This is a genomic window from Flavobacterium sp., assembly GCF_027531705.1.
GTDB lineage: Bacteria > Bacteroidota > Bacteroidia > Flavobacteriales > Flavobacteriaceae > Flavobacterium.
The window spans coordinates 253861-272525 of the sequence record NZ_JAPZSP010000004.1 but is presented as its reverse complement, the minus strand read 5'-3'; the positions used below and the strand labels follow the sequence as shown (position 1 = coordinate 272525).

Below are 18665 nucleotides of genomic sequence, written 5' to 3'. Positions count from 1 at the left end.
TACATTTATTGTGCTATGTAAAATAAAAACAATTAAAATTATGGAAGACAACAGAGTTAAATCATCGATTATTATTGGATTAGCCGTAATAATTACAGCTTTTATTTTAGGAATGGCTTTTAAAAACAGAAATGAGAATTTAGATTCGATTTCGGTAATTGGTTTAGGAACTAAAGATTTTGTTTCTGACGAAATTCTTTGGTCAGGAAGTTTTACGACGAAGAGTTTTGATATTAAAGAATCGTATAACAAAATGATTTCTGATCAAAAGATTGTGTCTGATTTTTTTATTAAAAAAGGATTTAACCCAAATGAATTTTCTTTTGGAGCAGTTCAGTTTAACAAACGTTTTAGAGAAGTAAGAATTGAGAACGCCGAAAATGCTTATAACACCAAATACGAGCAAGTTTTTGACGGATATGAGGCAACACAAACAATTTCATTCTCGGCTAAGAAAAACCCCGATTTGATGAAGAGAATTGAAGCTGTTTCTAGCAAAACCTCTGAATTGATTAATTCTGGGATTGAGTTATCTTCAAATTCTATTCAATATACTTATTCAGATTTGCCGAGTTTAAAGCAGAGTTTGATTGAAAAAGCGACAAAAGATGCGAGTGAAAGAGCGAATAAAATTGTAAATACTGCAGATGGCGATTTAGGAAAGCTTAAAAACGCAAGTATGGGTGTTTTTCAAATAACAGGTCAAGGTTCTACAGAAGATGATAGTTATGGTGGAAATTTTGACACTTACAGCAAAAATAAAACCGCAAGAATTACTGTTCGATTAGAATATGAATTGGAATAAATAGAGTTTAAATTTATAAAAATAACCGCCTTTCGTGAGATTGGCGGTTTTTAATTTTGTTATAAAATGCTTCTTATAAACTAGAAGGAAATTGAATTCTATATTTACTAATATCAACTGGTTTTAGGTTAGAACCATATTTTTTGTTTATGGCATCCATAAATGCATTTGCAATTACAGCATAACCTCTTGGACTTGGATGAACACCATCCAATGAAAAAGCACCACCAGTTACAAATGTTGATTTTACAGTGTACCCATTTGAAGAAACGCCAGTAGTTGCAACTTTTGTAAGTAATTCATTTGCGTTAACAAATGCCAAACCTTTAGAGGTTGCAACTGATTCTATTGTAGCATTAAAGGCATCAGTTGCAGCTTTTAGTTCAGCTATTTCTGTAGGAACTAAAACATGTCTATCTTGTAAAGGATAGGTAATCCCATAGGCACCAAGACCTTGTTGTAAAAGAGAGATTGGAAGCGAAGTGTTTTGTGTGCCAATTACAGCTCTAGTTGTTAGTGGAATCAAATCACCTGTTTTAGTTTGACGTGCTTTACCATAAGTTGCTCCCAAATAACTTGCTAATGCAACAAGTGTTGGATTACCACTATTTGTAGCAGCAAAAACAATTGTAGGACCTTTATCTTCAAGAGATTCGTCTATAATAAGTAATGGATTATTCGATGTTGTAGATAGTAAACTAAATCTGTCAGGGACAATACTACTTAAAGCTCCCATAAGATTAGCGTTAATGGTATTGATTGTAGCTACATCACCTGCCGAGATAGGATATACAACTGAACAATTTGGTTCGTTTGTATCTGCAAAATAAGAATTTGGATTAACTGGTTTTACAGGAATGGTTGTAAACATTGGTATAGATGTTACATAAGGGATGTTTGCGACCACACCTTTGGCTCCATTTGCAGTTAATCCATCAACTATAGCATTATATGAAGCATCAAAACCTACACCAGGGGCACCAGCTGAAGGTGTAATTTGATCTAGCGTTGCATCACCACCATTTAAGGCATAACCTAAAACATCGTTATTTCCAATCCATAATGAGAAAAATGTTGGAGTTTGGGTTGTCGCATAATTTAATACTGTTTGAGTTGGACTTGTTGCAATTCTTCCGAAATAAGGATTAGCTGTTGCATAACCAGGAATTACTAAATGAATACATTTTGCTCCGGGAACTCCTGTATTATTATAGGGACCCGAGGTAGCAATTGATGCCCCTAAAACAGTTCCAGATATTCCAGACACATCAGCTGGACCACAGCCGTTAAAAAATTTTCTTACTCCAAGTGGAGCAGGTCCTTGATTACCACTGATTGAAAATCCACCTATGTTATCAGCCATGAATGGTATCTTGAATTCTCCACCACCAACTTTAGCAAATTGTTGTGCTAGTATATTAGTGTAAGAACCAGACTGCCCGTCTTTAAACAAAGCACCATCGCTAAAGCCAGCAGTTAATGAGTTTCCAACAGAAACAAATTTTGAAAAATCGGCACTACCTGCTGTTAGTGGTTCTTCAACTACGGTTGTTGTTTCATCATCACTCTCACATGCTATAAAGGTTGCTGCAACCAAAAATAGCCATTTGAAATTTTTTATCATATTTATAAAATATTATTTTTTAAGATTAATTAAGGATTGATTGTCCAAGAAGCAAAATATTGTTGACCAATAGCACCTGCTCCTAATACTTGAGTATATTCTTTTCCTCCAAGGTTTGCTGCACCAATTTTTATAGTTGATTTCAGTTTATTGATAGTATAACTAACTTGAGCATCAATTACAGTTGCTGCATCTATCATACCGTCAACCATTGTAGATTCCCATTTGTATTCGCTATTCCATCTTGCACTTACATTAAAACCGAAGTTCGGAAATAATTTATCATTACTAATAGAACCTTTAACTCTTTGTTTTGGTGTGTTAAAACCAGCCTCGAAACTTGGGTCTTTTTCTTGGTCAAAATCAAATTCAGCATAATTATAGTTTGCACTTAATTCAAAATCTTTATATACTTTTTTAGAAACTCCAAAACCGAATCCTAATGATTTGATTTCAATATCAGTATTAGTGTAAAGTTGGTAAGCTCTAAAGTTATTAGTTAATAATGCATGCACAGACTGACCATTTAAAGTTGCAGGATTAAAAACTGGAGCATCAACGGCGGTACCATATAAAGGAGCAACTACGGTTAAATTGCCAATAAAATCATTATATATGTTATAGTAACCATTTACATCAAAATTAAAATCTTTTACACTTCCTCTATATCCTAATTCAAATGCTTTTACAGTTTCTGGTTTTACATAGTCTACGCTCGTTTTTTTCAATAATTTAGTTGCATCTGTAAGGTTGGTTGGTGCTAAAGCAGAAAATGCTTTTACTGATGCTTCTGTGTATGAGTCAAAATAAGCATCTTCACCATTTAAAATAACGCTAGTTCCTCCTGCAAAAGTTGTACTCCCTGGTATTGTAATACTTTCAGTAACATCTCTTGTTTCTGAAAATCTAGTCAAATTGTCAGGTGCAGAACCAATAAGCACAGCATTTCCAACATTAAATCCTATATATTGATCTTGTGTTGTTGGATTACGAAAACCTGTTTGAAATGAAGCTCTAAAATTATGGTCTTTATTTGCACCAGCAGAATAAACTGCAGAAACTCTAGGAGAAAAATTACCGTCAAAATTTTTAGATTTGTCATAACGAACCGAACCTGTTAATTTTAAACGATCTTCCATTAATTTTTTCTGAATTTGAGTATAAGCTCCATAATCTGTATAGTTAATTTGACTATTAGCATCTGTGTAGATTCTACCACCAGAATTTAATTCGTATAATCTATAAGATCCACCAACTTGAATTTCTGCAAACTTCACCAAATCTTTAAAGTTATAATTTGCATCTGAATGCCAAATTCTAGAATTATCTTGAAGTCTTGAACCAGTTAATACATCTGGATCTGCAATAACTTTATTGAATGCTGCTTTAAATTCTGGAGAACCAGGTTCAAATCTTGGTAACCCATTTGGAGTTAAAGGTAATCCTGAAGTAATATTGTAATCAGCAAAATTTCTAGCGATTTTATGTGCATCATCTGAAGTTGGAACTCCGCCTAAAATTGAAGCAAGTGTATAAGCAGTCGCATAATCTTTAAACCAATTTGCGTCTGACTTAGCCTGTCTGTTTATATTTAAAGCAGTAAAAGTCATGTCATAAGAGCGGCCACCATCTTCAGTAGTAGTATAACCTCTAACGAAGAAATTTTTACCTTTTAATTCCAATTTGTGTTGTTGCATTGTAAAGTTATTTAAGTAATAACGATTTGCACCTTGGTAAACAGTATTTCCTGTTCCAAATTTACTTTGCCAAATTAATTCAGTGTCACCAGCCCATGGTTTGTAGTGTAATGAAAAATCAACTTTAGCATTTTTAACAGTGTTGTCGGTTAAATCGGTTTCTTTATAACCTGTTCTTGAAACAGGTTCATTTACACCAATTGGAAGTGTAGTTGAAGCCTCATCTCCATATACATTTATTCCATTGTAACCATAATGACTTCTGTCTCTTCCAGCTACCGTTTTATCATCATAATTTGTGGCATACCAATCAGTTCCTTTCATAAAAGTAAAGTTGGCTTTTGCAGCAAATTTTGGTGTGAATACATGAGCGACTCTTACTCCATAATCGTAAAAATCATTACTTCCTGCAGCTTTTTGGCTTGTATTACCATATTTTGCATAAGCAGTAATTCCTTGACTTGTAAATGGACTTTTACTATTCATAAATAATATACCATTAAAAGCATTCGCTCCATATAGTGCTGAAGAGGCACCTGGTAATAATTCAACATTTTGAACATCAATTTCAGAAATTCCAATTAAGTTTCCTAAAACGAAGTTTAATAATGGAGATGAATTATCCATTCCATCAACTAATTGCATGAATCTTGTGTTAGCAACAGTTGCAAAACCACGAGTGTTTATCGATTTAAATGATAAACTACTGGTGTTCATGTGTACTTCTTTAAGGTTTTCTAATCCATCATAGAAGCTTGGTGACGCTGTTTTTTTGATGTCTCTAATAGACATTCTTTCAATGGTTACAGGTGATTCTTTAACTCTTTCAGGAGTTCTAGAGGCAGAAATAACTATTTCATCAAGCTCTTTTGGTTCTTCTGATTCCTTTTTTTTAGGATCTTCTTGAGCGAATGTGATACCGCAAAATAAGAACAACAGGGTAAATAATTTTAAATTCATTAGTAAAGGTTTTGTTAGTTTATTTTGCCAAATTACAAATATTTTTGATATTAATAAAAAAAGCATCAATAAATTTAAGATTTAATAGTTTATTTGAATGTATTGAATTTATTCGTAATTTTCATCATTTTGCATTAATCACAACGTTTTATAAAATTGTTTAAGATAAATATTATGCACGCCTACTAATTGCTAAAAAACTTAAATTATCTTTAATATAATTAACTATAACGATTTCGTATTTTAACAAAAAAAAGCGGTCAAAAAACCGCTTAATTATTTATAAATTACATGTTAATGATTTATTCTACAGTAACAGATTTTGCCAAATTTCTTGGTTGATCAACATTACAACCTCTCAAAACTGCAATATGGTAGGATAATAATTGCAAAGGAATTGTTGTTAGTAATGGTGTCAAAGCTTCGGCAGTATCGGGAATTTCAATTGTGTAATCCGCTAATGATTTTACTTCTGTATCACCTTTTGTAATTATAGCAATTATTTTTCCACTTCTTGATTTTATTTCTTGAATATTACTTACCACTTTGTCATAATGTCCATGTTTTGGGGCAACTACAAAAACGGGCATTTGCTCATCAATTAATGCGATTGGACCATGTTTCATTTCTGCAGCAGGATAACCTTCAGCGTGGATATATGAAATCTCTTTTAACTTTAGTGCGCCTTCAAGTGCAACAGGGAAATTAAATCCACGACCTAAATATAATGCATTAGGTACATCTTTAAAAACTTTTGCAATTTCAAGAGCAACATCATTTGTTAAAAGTGTTTCTTCTACCTTTTCTGGAATTGCTTCTAATTCTTGTAAATATCTATGAAAATCAGAATTTGTAAGTGTTCCTTTTGCTTTTGCAAGACGCAAAGCTAACATTGTTAAAACGGTAATTTGAGTAGTAAATGCTTTTGTTGAGGCAACTCCAATTTCAGGACCAGCGTGAGTATATGCTCCAGCATGTGTTTCGCGAGAAATCGATGAACCAACAACATTACATACTCCAAATACAAATGCACCTTTTTCTTTAGCCAATTTTATTGCAGCTAAAGTGTCAGCAGTTTCTCCAGATTGCGAAATTGCAATTACAACATCTTTATTAGTAATAATTGGATTTCGGTATCTAAATTCTGAAGCATATTCTACTTCAACAGGAATTCTTGCAAATTCCTCAATAGTATATTCAGCTACTAAACCAGCGTGCCAAGAAGTTCCGCAAGCAATGATTAGAATTCTATCTGCATTAAGAAATTTTTCAATATTATCTTCAACACCAGCCATTTGAATAATTCCTTGATTTGCAAGTAATCTTCCTCTGTAAGTATCTTTTATAACAGATGGTTGTTCGTAAATTTCTTTAAGCATGAAGTGATCATAACCACCTTTTTCTATTTGTTCTAAATTCATTTGTAGTTCCTGAATGTAAGGGTCTACTAGGGAATCATCTTTTATTTTTCTAATTTTTAATGGTTTGTTAAGTCTAACAATTGCCATTTCTTCATCTTCAAGATAAATTGCGTTTGAAGTATATTCAATAAATGGAGATGCATCTGATGCGATAAAATATTCATTTTCACCAACACCAATTGCAAGTGGACTTCCTAATCTAGCCACTACTATTTCGTTTGGTTTCTTTTTGTCAAAAACACAAATAGCATAGGCTCCAACAACTTGATTAAGTGCAATTTGTACTGCTTTCCCAAGTTTTAAACTGTCTTTTTTCTGAACATCTTCAATTAAGTTTACAAGAACTTCAGTATCAGTATCAGATTTGAAAGTATAACCTCTTTTTTCTAGTTCTTTTTTAAGAGGAGCATAATTTTCAATAATTCCATTATGAATAATTGATAATTCGCCTGAATTTGAAACATGCGGATGCGAATTTACATCATTTGGAACTCCATGAGTTGCCCAACGAGTATGTCCCATTCCTATCGTTCCACTTTGGTCGATTTCTTTTGCTTTTTCTTCAAGATCTGTAACTTTACCTTTAGTTTTGGCAAGTTTCATGTCTTTTCCATCATATAGCATTATTCCTGCACTGTCATAACCTCTGTATTCAAGTCTTTTTAGTCCTTTGATTACAATTGGGAAAGCATCTCTGTAACCGATATATCCAACAATTCCACACATAATTTAGGTATATTAATTAGGTTTTGTATAAAAAATTTCAAGTTTAATGTCATTCTTATTCAGCTTTATTCCTAATGGATTAATTACTGAAGATTGGGGAATCTTATTATAATATTTTTTTTCTTCGACAGACGTACTAGTTTTAACAGAAAGATTTGAAAAGTTTGTTATATCTTCTGTAATTACAAGCCCTAGTCTTACGTTTGTTGAGTCGTTGCTAATAATGTTTTTTACATGGTTGGTAATTCTAATTTTATATTTAGTCTTTCCATCTACTGCATCAACATATTTTATACCACTATGAGTGGTTTTGTTATATTTTGGTTTTGAAGAATTTACAAAAGCATCTGTATAATAATCTAGCAGCGGTCTTTTGTTAACTGCATCATATAGATAAATTCTGTTAGGACTGTCGTCAAAAGAAACTGTACTAGAAGATGTGAATATTAAATTAGCTTCGTTTATTATCCAATTTTTGTCTTTAATTCTTTTTATTTCTTGAACATAATTACCAAGAGCATCTTTTGTTGGAACTTTGCCATTTTCATCTGCAGTTCCGAATAAATCAATATAGGAATGAAATCCTGCACCGCCTTTTAATAACAAATCTGTTGTTGATAGAGCAGGAATTGAATTTGTAGGCAAACTAGCATTATACTGATTTTCAAATAGATTTAAGGTGTTTTTTACCATTTTTAATGTAATTGTCTTTCTGGTAGTATCAGCAGAAGTTAATTTGTAATAAACAACTATTTTTCCCTGAGTAAAATCTAATTGCGCCATTGCTTTTTCATTTCCAAATTGTTCTACTTTAAAGAATAAACCTTTAAAGTATTCATTAAAAATTGCGTTTGTTTCAAGTTTTGTTGCTGGAATAGCACCAATTAATTTGTTTTGAAAAAAAGCTTTATTAAGTTCTAATTTCATTCTAGGAGTAACAGGAATTGTTTCTTCAGACCCGTCTTTTAATGTGGTTGCGCCACTAGTCAGCTTGATTTCTGTTTGTTGTGCATCACTAAAAGTAAACTCATCGTTTTGGGTAACGTTTAGATCATTAAGTTTCGGGCTAACAATAGTAGAGTTAAAGTTATTAATTTGATTTGAAAAATATTTTTTTCCTAATAATGTTTCTCCGTCCAAGGTATTTAAAAAAGTACTTGTTTCATAAACCCCTAGCTTTATTTTTCCATTCCCATAAACAGAATCTAAAATGTAGGTGTCTGTTGAATTTTCTTTTAAATGACTAAAATAAGGAACTGTTAAAATAACTTGATCAATTATTGCAGTATCAGGAATATCTGGACTAACAGTTTCAAGGGCTAATTGTGTTACAAAACTTGCTGTCGTAGTTCCAAAATCAGCATCGTTATAAACTCCAAGCATATTTATGGGCAAATTATTACTCTGAACAGCAGCATCAAATTGATTGTAAGTAAAAACAGGTGTTAAATTATCTTTCTCAAATGTAAAATTATCATCACCAATAATATTTGCGCCAACTTCATTGTAATCTTTATCACAAGAAAGAGTTAGTATAAAACCAAAAACAACTAATAGGAATTTAAAAAAAGGAAACTTATTCATATATAATTTTGAAATAATAGTTTTAAAGAAGCATTTTTTTATAAAAATCGGTATATGCTTCAGCGAATTTATCTTTCGTGGCGAAAGGTAAAAAAGGTTTTTTGGAAGATTCTATAAATTTTGTTAAACTTGGCGAAAGCGCTTCTGATGCAATAATAATAGCATCTGAATGTAGTACCGAAGCTTTAATGATATTTTCATAATTAGGTGTTTCTAAATCTTTAATTGCTTCTGCTGGGATACCGTCAAACGAAACTTTATTCATTAGCTCCATGTCTAAATTTCCATCAAAAGACTGTCCGTAAACCGAAGTAACAATTTTTGTATTTGCAAATAGCGCTTCGTCTTTGTAAAAATATTTCATATAAACAGGAAGCAACGCTGCCATCCATCCGTGAACATGAATAATATCTGGAACCCAATTTAATTTTTTAACAGTTTCAACAACTCCTTTGGCAAAAAATATAGCTCGTTCATCATTATCTGGAAACAAAACACCTTCTTCGTCTGTAAAAGTAGCTTTACGTTTAAAATATTCATCATTATCGATAAAATATACTTGAATTCGTTCTCTAGGAATTGAAGCAACTTTAATAATCAATGGCATATCCAAATCGTTTACTACCAAATTCATCCCTGACAATCTGATTACTTCATGTAATTGATGTCTTCGTTCATTAATATTTCCATATCTAGGCATGAAGATTCTTATTTGTCCACCTTGATCATTAATCATTTTTGGCACATCATAAGACATCGTAGAAACCTCATTTTCAGAAAGGTAAGGAACCACTTCAGATGATACGTATAATATCCTCTTATCTTCCATATTCAAATTTACGTTTATTTATTGGCAATAAAATCAAGCAAAATTACAAAAATTTATGCAGATAGTAACTAAAAATCTTAAGTTTGCATCTTATTTAAAAAAAACGGATGCTCATTTTCAACAACCAAGTAGCACTAACCAGTCATTTAAAAGCGTTTTCTATCGATGACAAAAAGATAGGATTTGTTCCAACTATGGGAGCATTACATAAAGGTCATCTTTCATTGTTAGAGGAATCTATGAGTAATAATGACGTTACGGTTATCAGTATTTTTGTGAATCCTACTCAGTTTAATAACCCTGAAGATTTAGCAAAATACCCAAGAACACTCGATTCAGATGTTGAAAAAACAAAAGCACTTTCTAAAGAAATAATTGTTTACGCTCCAACCGTTGAAGATATTTATAATGGAAATACAGTTTCACAACATTTTGATTTTGATGGACTAGAAAATCAAATGGAAGGAAAGTTCAGACCAGGACATTTTGACGGTGTAGGAACGATTGTAAAACGACTTTTTGAAATTGTAAAACCCAAAAATGCTTATTTTGGTGAAAAGGATTTTCAGCAATTACAGATTGTAAAAAAAATGGTAAGTAAACAAAAATTACCAGTAAAAGTTATAGGCTGCCCTATATATAGAGAAGCTAACGGATTGGCAATGAGTTCAAGAAATGAGAGACTTACATCGTCTCAAAAAGAAGAGGCAAGTATCATTTATAAAACATTGTTAGAAGCAAAAATTAAATTTGGCACGAAAACTGCTAAAGAAGTTTCTGATTGGGTTGCAAAAAGGTTTGAAAACAATAAAGAGTTTGAATTGGAATATTTTCAAATTGCTGATGAAGAAAGGCTTTTGCCTTGCATAAAAAAATCTAAAAACAAGAAATACCGTGCATTTATAGCCGTTTTTGTTAACAAAATCCGATTGATAGATACTATTTCATTAAATTAATTAACTTTGCCATATGCAAATTCAAGTTGTAAAATCTAAAATTCACCGAGTAAAAGTAACAGGAGCCGATTTAAATTATATCGGAAGTATTACTATTGACGAGGCTTTGATGGAAGCATCTAACTTAGTAGAAGGAGAAAAAGTTTCTATTGTAAATATCAATAATGGGGAACGTTTTGAAACGTATGCCATAAAAGGGCAAAAAAATTCTGGAGAAATTACTTTAAACGGTCCAGCTGCAAGAAAAGTTCATAAAGGAGATATAATTATCATTATTTCCTACGCAACTTTAGATTTTGAAGAAGCTAAAACCTTCAAACCTTGGTTGGTTTTTCCAAATGAGAACGACAACACTCTGACTTAAAAATCTTTTGAAAAATCAAATTCGTAAATGGTTAACAGTTCTTGTTCCGCTTATAATAGGGATAAGTATTGTGTATTATCAATTTACAACTTTGACGTCTGAAGAAATTGAAAAGATAAAAATCAGTTTTCAAAAGGCTAATTATTTCTACATTTTTATTTCCTTGGTTATTGCAATGATTGGGCATTGGTCAAGAGCTTATAGGTGGAAATTTGCTTTAAACCATTTAGGATATTTTCCGAAATTTTATAATAATTTTTTAACCGTTCTAGTCTCCTATTTTGTTAATTTGACAGTACCGCGTTCGGGCGAAATTTCTCGAGCAGCGTTAATCAAAAAATACGAAGAAATACCTTTTGACAAAGCATTTGGAACCATTGTTGCTGAACGAATCATAGACTTACTTATTTTTTTATTATTTGTTATAATTGGGTTTGTTTTTCAATATGAAACGCTACATCAATTTCTTGTAACCAATAATGTTTCTTTTCAATCAATTATTCTTTTTTCAATTGCGTTATTTGTACTTGGAGTTGTATTTCTATTAATTTGGATATACGCCGAGTGGAAAATAATTATAAAACTAAAAAAGAAGTTTGAAGGTTTATTACAAGGCATGAGAACTGTGCTTGAAATGAAAAACAAATGGTATTATATTTTTCATTCATTTTTCATCTGGTTTTGTTATTTAGCCATGTTTTATATTGCTGTTTTTGCCTTACAAGAAACATCCGTTATTAGTTTTGACATAATTATAATGGGTTTTATTTTTGGCAGTCTTGCAATTGGTTTTTCAAATGGAGGTTTAGGTGCATATCCGTTTTCAATTGCGTTAATATTTTCACTTTACGGAATTTCTAACGATGTTGGCACGGCTTTTGGATGGTTAGTTTGGACATCACAAACAGTTTTAACGGTATTTTCAGGCATTTTATCGTTTTTATTATTGCCTATTTTAAATAGAAATAAATAAAATATATCTTGCCGTCGATTTCGTGACTATAACAATGCCACAATTCATGAAAAAACTACTTTTATTTTTTATTTTACTAATTGTTCTGCCTACTTTTTCTCAAAAAGAAGTTGAGACTTTCACGTCTGCACGACTTGGCGAAGTAAGAGAGATTACTATTAGCTTGCCACCATCTTATACCAAAGATTCAAAAAAGAAATTTCCTTTAGTTTTGTTACTAGATGGAGATTATTTAATGGATCCATTTTTAGGGGTATTAAACTATGGTACTTACTTTGAAGATTTTCCTGAAGTAATTGTAGTCGGAATTACACAAAATTACAATCACGAAAGAGAAACCGATTGCCAGACCGAAGAAGCAACAGGTTTACCAATAGTTAAGGGAAACCTCTTTTTTGACTTTATAGGGATGGAATTGCTTCCTTATATTACCAAAAAATACAGAGTTGCGCCATTCAAGATTATTGCAGGACATGACATAACGGCTGCTTTTGCTAACTTTTTTCTTTACAAAGATAATCCCGTTTTTGACGCATACATATCTATGAGTCCAGAACTTCCTGTTGTGATGGAAGAACAAGTGCCAGAACGTTTGGGACTTATTGAAAAGCCAATTTTTTACTATCAATCTGTTTGTGATGGTGATGTAAAACAAATGCAAGAAAAAATAAAAATTCTTGATGAGCAAGTAAAAGCGATAAACAAACCTACTTTGTATTATAAATTTGATGAATTTAAAAATCAGTCTCATTACTCTATGGTGTTGAGTTCAATTCCTAGCGCATTGTATCATATTTTTTCATTTTACAGGCCCATTTCTCCTCCAGAGTTTTTAGAAAAAATCGTTCCAATGACTGAGAATCAAACTGCTTATTTAATCAATAAGTATGAGATGTTAGAAAAATTATTTTCTATAAAAATGGCTGTTAGATTAACAGATTTCAAAGCAATTGAACACGGAATATTAAAAACGGGTAATCTACAAGAATTTGAAAATTTATCTGCATACGCTAAAAAAATCTACCCTAAGAGTATGTTGGCAGATTATTATTTAGGGCTAATGAATGAGAAAATCGGATTATTAGACAAAGCCAAAAAACACTATAAAGATGCTTATTCTAAGGAACCAATTGGAGAATATACCAAAGAAATGATGATGAATAAAATTTACGAATACAAAGAGCAGTAAATTTTTATGTCTAAAGTAAAAACTTCTTTTTTTTGTCAAAACTGTGGTGCTCAATATGCTCGCTGGCAAGGACAATGCAATTCTTGCAAAGAGTGGAATACCATTGCCGAAGAAATAATTCAAAAAGAAGAAAAAACTTCATGGAAACCAAGTTCTCCCGAATCTAAAAAAGCACCAAAACCATTAAAAATTACCGAAATCGATTCTGCTCAAGAAATCAGAATGGATACCTGTGATGGCGAATTAAACCGAGTGTTAGGTGGTGGAATTGTACCTGGTTCATTAATCTTATTAGGTGGTGAACCTGGAATTGGAAAGAGTACACTTTTACTTCAAATCTCGTTGCATTTACCTTATAAAACGCTTTATGTTTCGGGCGAAGAAAGCCAAAAACAGATAAAAATGCGCGCTGAAAGAATTACTTCTAAAAGCGATAATTGCTACATTCTTACCGAAACTAAAACACAAAATATTTTCAAGCAAATTCAGGAAATTGAACCCGAAATTGTCATAATCGATTCTATTCAAACGCTTCATACCGAATATATTGAAGCATCTCCAGGAAGTATTTCGCAAATAAGAGAAACAACCGCAGAACTAATAAAATTTGCCAAAGAAACCAATGTGCCTGTAATTCTAATTGGACATATTACCAAAGATGGAACTATCGCTGGGCCAAAAATTTTGGAACACATGGTCGATACAGTTCTACAATTTGAAGGCGATAGAAATCACGTTTATAGAATTTTACGCTCGTTAAAAAACCGTTTTGGTTCGACTGCCGAACTAGGAATATACGAAATGCTAGGTTCTGGATTAAGAGAAGTTTCTAATCCATCTGAAATATTGATTTCTCATAAAGAAGAAGAACTTTCAGGAACGGCAATTGCTTCTACACTTGAAGGAATGCGCCCGTTGATGATTGAAATTCAAGCTTTAGTGAGTACAGCAGTTTACGGAACACCACAACGAAGTACAACAGGTTACAATGCCAAAAGACTGAACATGATTTTGGCAGTTTTAGAAAAAAGAGCAGGTTTCCGACTAGGAACAAAAGACGTTTTCTTGAATGTAACGGGCGGAATTTCAGTAGATGATCCAGCAATTGACCTGGCAGTTGTGGCCGCTATTTTGTCTTCTAACGAAGATATCCCAGTTGGAAAAGATTTTTGTTTTGCTGGCGAAGTTGGACTTTCGGGCGAAATCAGACCTGTAAATCGTGTTGACCAACGCATTCTAGAAGCCGAAAAACTGGGTTTTGCTACCATTTTTGTATCCAAATACAATAAAGTAACTGTAAAAAACACTATCATCAAAGTGCGATTGGTTTCAAAAATTGAAGATGTTGCAAGTGAACTTTTTGGATAAAATTTATATCTTTGAAAATAAATACAACAGTCATGGATGTGCAAATTGAAAAAATGGAATTAATCGAATTGATAATCAATACCAAAAATGATTCGATTCTAAAAAAATTGCGTAGCGTTCTTGAAAAAGATAATCAATTGACTTTGACCGAACAAGAATATGAAATTATTGACCAACGCAGATCAAATCATTTATCTGGAAAGTCCAAATCGTATTCTTGGGAACAAGTAAAAGCAAATATAAAAGCTGCTAAATAATGATTTATGAATTAATAATAAAAGAAGAAGCTAACAATGAAATTATTGAAAGCTATTCGTATTATGAATCAAAATCAGAAGGATTAGGTGATAAATTTGAAATACAACTTGGGATTTATTTTGACAGAATCTCCAAATATCCATATCATTATCAGATAAAAAGGAATCCTTACAGAGAAGCCTTTTATTAAAAAATTTCCTTTCATTATAATCTATGAAATTATTGAAAACGAAGTTGTGGTGTATTCTGTTTTTAACACCAAAAGAAGTCCAAATAAAAAACCTTAACAAAATAAAGTTAAATTTGCTTACTTTCGTTTTTTTAAATCCAAATCGTAAATGCGAACTCGTAAACAGAAAATAGTTTTAACACTCAAAATTCTAGTTGTCTTTTTTGTTCTAGCTATTGGTACTTTCTATTATTTCAGAGAAGATATTCTACGAAAAGTTATCGAAAAAGTTTCTACCAAACTCGTTACCGAATATGATTGTAAAATCAACATAAAATCTGCCAAATTTGATGGTTTATCAGCTGTTGCACTTAAGGAAGTTTCGCTGGTTCCAAATAAAGCCGATACGTTGGCAAAATTTAAAGACATCAAAACCAGTTTGAGCATTTGGGGATTAGTTACTGGCGATATTCAGCTAGGAAGTTTGCAAGCAAAAGAAGGATTTATTCATCTTATAAAAACCAAAGACGGAAGCAATTATCAGGCTTTTTTACCCAAAAAATCAAAAGATACTATTTCTGATGCTAAAACCAATTATGCCGAATTAGCTTATAAATTATTAAACAAAGTTTCCAATTTAGTTCCGACCGATTTGGATATTGAAAATTTTGAATTTGTTTTTGATGATAACGGAAACATTTCAACACTTTCTACGGACAAATTGGTATTAGATGATGAAGATTTAGAAACTGTAATTCTCATAAAAACCAAAGCATTCACTCAAAAATTAAGAATAAAAGGAACAGCCGATCCAAGAAATAAAGAAGCCGATTTGCAGTTTTCAAATTTCGATAAAGGCAAAATCAACATCCCATTTATAGATGAAAAATTCGGAATTGTTTCCAGTTTTGATTCTATTCAAATAAATGTTGAAAATATCGATATGGATGGTGATGAACTTCATATTGACGGCGCAACATCCGTTACCAATCTTATTGTAAATCATCCAAAAATCGCTAAAAATGATGTAATTCTCAAAAATGTAAAAATGGATTACAAGTTTCTTTTTGGAGAAAATTTTGTAGCAGTCGACGAAGGAACAGTTGTAGAATTAAACAAAATTATTGTACATCCGTATTTGAAATACGAAAAAGACAAAAGCAAAATTTATACACTAAAAGTGCATATTCCCGAAATGGAAGCCCAAGATTTCATCACTTCATTGCCCGACGGATTATTCAACAATTTTAAAGGAATGGAAGCCGAAGGAAGTTTTGATTATACTATGAACTTCAAAATGGACAAAAGTCGTCCTTGGGCATTGACATTTAATAGTAAAATAAATAAAAGCGGTCTTAAAATTCTAAAATACGGAACAGCCAATTTGTCTAAAATCAATTCAGAGTTTGAATATGCTGCTTTAATTGATGACAAGCCACAACGTCCAATATTTGTTGGCGAAAAAAATCCTGATTATTACACTTTGGCTGAAATTTCACCTTATCTAAAAAAAGCAGTCATCACTTTTGAAGATCCTAATTTTTACAAACACAAAGGTTTCGAGATAAATGCCTTTAGAGCATCGATGGTCAAAAACATGGCTTCTAATAAATTTGTTCGTGGCGGAAGCACCATCAGCATGCAATTGATAAAAAACCTTTTTCTGAAAAGAGAAAAAACAATTTCGCGTAAAGTAGAAGAAATTCTGCTAGTTTATTTAATGGAAAATAACAGAATTGTCAGCAAAGACAGAATGTTAGAAACGTATTTTAATATTATAGAATGGGGACCAGATGTATATGGAATTGGCGAAGCAAGTCGTTTTTATTTTCAAAAAACACCCGATAACCTTTCTATAAACGAATGTATGTTTTTGGCAAGTATTGTACCAATGCCAAGAAAATTCATGAATCAGTTTGACGGAACATCTTGGAAATCGAAGTTTTCTCGTCGTGCTTTTTATATGAAAAAACTAATGCTCAAAAACGGAATCATTACACCAGAAGAAATGGATTCTTCATCCTATTTTGGAATTTCGGGAGCCGCAAGAACGTATCTAAATTCCAATGTTGCAGTTCCAATTCCTGAAGTAGAAATTGATTCGACTTCTATTGAAGAGTTTGAGTTTTAAATTGATTGCAAATTTATTTTAGCTAACGCGAGCTTCTAGCTCGTGTCTATCTTTTTTATTTGTTAATACAAGATAGAAGTTTGCACTTACACGAAAATTATAACGATTACAAATTTTTAAAAAATGGAAATTAGAGTATTTAATAATTTATTAATTAGAATTTTTGGAGGGCTACTTATTTATAATGTTTTTTTTAATTATACAATAGGTGCTGTTTTTAAGATAAATAACGAGCATACAAAACTTGAACAATTAAATTGGACGGTTATATTATTACTTGTATTATTTTTTGTTTTTTTTATTAAAAAAACAAATGCCTTAAGTTGCTTTGTATATAGAAAAAATTATTTTTTTGAGCTTAATAGTACAAACCAATACTTCATTTTAAGATTTGTTTTTTTGTCTTTTATTATCATTTCATTATCCGATTTTAGAGAGTTTTTTCATGATTTCAGTTTGTGGAATAGCATAACTACATCAACAATAATGAGTTTGTCTTTAATTTTATTTTATAAAAAAATCATTAGTTATTTTATAAATAAAATCAATTTGCCTACAAATAAATACCCAGAATACACGTTTGTCTTTGGAACAGTTACATTACTTTTTTATTTTAATTTTTTCAGAGATTTTAATTTTGGACTACCTAAGTTACATTACTTTTTATTTCATTTATTCTTTTTATTTATAAGTTTTTGCTCACCATTTCTATTCCAATTTTTTATTAAAAAAAATAACAAATTAACGAATACAGAGTTTACGTACATCTTGTTTTTTTGGATGCTTTTTTTATACAATTTACAAGAGTTTATTTTTAAACTTCCAAATTATGAGGAAGACAATATCTTTTTATTAAAAGATATTTTGTTTAATGTCATAATGCCTTTTTGCTTTTTTATTTTTTATAAATCAATAAGTAAGATTAAGTCTATTACGATACAACAATTCACATTTTATATAATTGGAATATTTATGATTTCAATTTCAGCTTATAAATATTTATATCAAGGTACTGGTTATGGTTTAAGGTATTATTATTTTTGGGTAGGTTTAATCATGTTTTTTTTGCCCCAATTAAAAATAGTATCCAAGTTTTTATCTCAAAAAAGATTTTTAGAATCTCAAAATAGTGACGAAATTGATAAATCTAATAATCCGTCTTTTTTAATTGTGACATTTTTAATGTTTTATTATTTTAATTATATACGTTCATTTCATCATATATCTAATAATAAAATCAATATTGAATCAATTTTTAGTTATTCACTACCCTTTATTATTATACTAATAGAGTTAATACTTTTGGTAAAATTATCTGGTATAAAGAAATTAAAGTCGAATGATTTAACAGATTTGATTAATGTCCTAATTATTTCAGTTTCAATAATACTTATTTTTAATTTTTCTGTTTTCAGTTTTAATAATCATATTTTTAACAATATAATAAACTTACCTATAAATAATTTTGCAATTGTTATGTTCCCAATTTTATTAACAATATTATTTTTTTCATCTAGAATTTCACAAGTCTTAAAGAAAGTTTTTACCAATCATTAATATTCTTAATGCTGGCGAGAGATTTTATCTCGTACCAATTTATTTAACGTATAG

General features: G+C 31.1%; 15 protein-coding genes. 10 read left to right on the top strand and 5 right to left on the bottom strand.

Annotation, left to right across the window (positions count from 1 at the left end; translation table 11 throughout):
- The first annotated feature begins 40 nt into the window (after positions 1–40).
- Positions 41–805, top strand: coding sequence for an SIMPL domain-containing protein (locus tag O9267_RS01975; protein ID WP_298175467.1), 765 nt, complete (start codon positions 41–43; stop codon positions 803–805).
- Positions 806–878: 73 nt separating this feature from the next.
- Here the strand turns inward: O9267_RS01975 and O9267_RS01970 are convergent, their stop codons facing one another.
- The 5 genes from O9267_RS01970 to O9267_RS01950 all read right to left on the bottom strand — a co-directional run bounded on the left by O9267_RS01970 (position 879) and on the right by O9267_RS01950 (position 9646).
- A complete protein-coding gene (locus tag O9267_RS01970; protein ID WP_298175466.1) occupies positions 879–2429 on the bottom strand; it encodes a G-D-S-L family lipolytic protein in 1551 nt (516 codons plus the stop codon).
- A gap of 29 nt (positions 2430–2458) precedes the next feature.
- Entirely contained in the window at positions 2459–5086 is a 2628-nt protein-coding gene (locus O9267_RS01965; RefSeq protein ID WP_298175465.1) for a TonB-dependent receptor, read from the bottom strand.
- Positions 5087–5388: 302 nt separating this feature from the next.
- Positions 5389–7233, bottom strand: a complete 1845-nt coding sequence (gene glmS / locus O9267_RS01960) for a glutamine--fructose-6-phosphate transaminase (isomerizing) (protein WP_298175464.1) — start codon at positions 7231–7233, stop codon at positions 5389–5391.
- Positions 7234–7245: 12 nt separating this feature from the next.
- The gene (locus tag O9267_RS01955; RefSeq protein ID WP_298175463.1) at positions 7246–8817 is read right to left on the bottom strand and encodes a DUF4270 domain-containing protein; all 1572 of its coding nucleotides are present in this window, start codon (positions 8815–8817) and stop codon (positions 7246–7248) included.
- A 22-nt stretch (positions 8818–8839) separates the two neighbouring features.
- On the bottom strand, positions 8840–9646 hold the full coding sequence (locus O9267_RS01950; RefSeq protein ID WP_298175462.1) for a glycogen/starch synthase: 807 nt from the start codon (positions 9644–9646) through the stop codon (positions 8840–8842).
- Between the two features lie 107 nt (positions 9647–9753).
- Between O9267_RS01950 and panC the strand changes: the two genes are divergently transcribed.
- The 9 genes from panC to O9267_RS01905 all read left to right on the top strand — a co-directional run bounded on the left by panC (position 9754) and on the right by O9267_RS01905 (position 18611).
- Positions 9754–10602: a pantoate--beta-alanine ligase gene (panC, locus tag O9267_RS01945; RefSeq protein WP_298175461.1), complete on the top strand. Its 849-nt coding sequence runs from the start codon at positions 9754–9756 to the stop codon at positions 10600–10602.
- Between the two features lie 13 nt (positions 10603–10615).
- Positions 10616–10966, top strand: a complete 351-nt coding sequence (gene panD / locus O9267_RS01940) for an aspartate 1-decarboxylase (RefSeq protein ID WP_298175460.1) — start codon at positions 10616–10618, stop codon at positions 10964–10966.
- Positions 10967–10973: 7 nt separating this feature from the next.
- On the top strand, positions 10974–11939 hold the full coding sequence (locus tag O9267_RS01935) for a lysylphosphatidylglycerol synthase transmembrane domain-containing protein (protein ID WP_298175459.1): 966 nt from the start codon (positions 10974–10976) through the stop codon (positions 11937–11939).
- A gap of 46 nt (positions 11940–11985) precedes the next feature.
- Positions 11986–13128, top strand: coding sequence for an alpha/beta hydrolase-fold protein (locus O9267_RS01930; RefSeq protein ID WP_298175458.1), 1143 nt, complete (start codon positions 11986–11988; stop codon positions 13126–13128).
- A 6-nt stretch (positions 13129–13134) separates the two neighbouring features.
- Entirely contained in the window at positions 13135–14496 is a 1362-nt protein-coding gene (gene radA, locus O9267_RS01925) for a DNA repair protein RadA (RefSeq protein WP_298175457.1), read from the top strand.
- Between the two features lie 11 nt (positions 14497–14507).
- Positions 14508–14753, top strand: a complete 246-nt coding sequence (locus O9267_RS01920) for a hypothetical protein (RefSeq protein WP_298175456.1) — start codon at positions 14508–14510, stop codon at positions 14751–14753.
- Positions 14753–14944, top strand: coding sequence for a hypothetical protein (locus O9267_RS01915; RefSeq protein WP_298175455.1), 192 nt, complete (start codon positions 14753–14755; stop codon positions 14942–14944). The genes O9267_RS01920 and O9267_RS01915 overlap by 1 nt, the downstream gene beginning before the upstream one ends.
- Before the next feature lie 148 nt (positions 14945–15092).
- Positions 15093–17054 carry a transglycosylase domain-containing protein gene (locus O9267_RS01910; protein ID WP_298175454.1) on the top strand — a complete coding sequence of 654 codons (1962 nt, stop codon included), beginning with the start codon at positions 15093–15095 and terminating at the stop codon, positions 17052–17054.
- A gap of 123 nt (positions 17055–17177) precedes the next feature.
- Positions 17178–18611 carry a hypothetical protein gene (locus tag O9267_RS01905; protein ID WP_298175453.1) on the top strand — a complete coding sequence of 478 codons (1434 nt, stop codon included), beginning with the start codon at positions 17178–17180 and terminating at the stop codon, positions 18609–18611.
- The last annotated feature ends 54 nt before the right edge of the window (positions 18612–18665 follow it).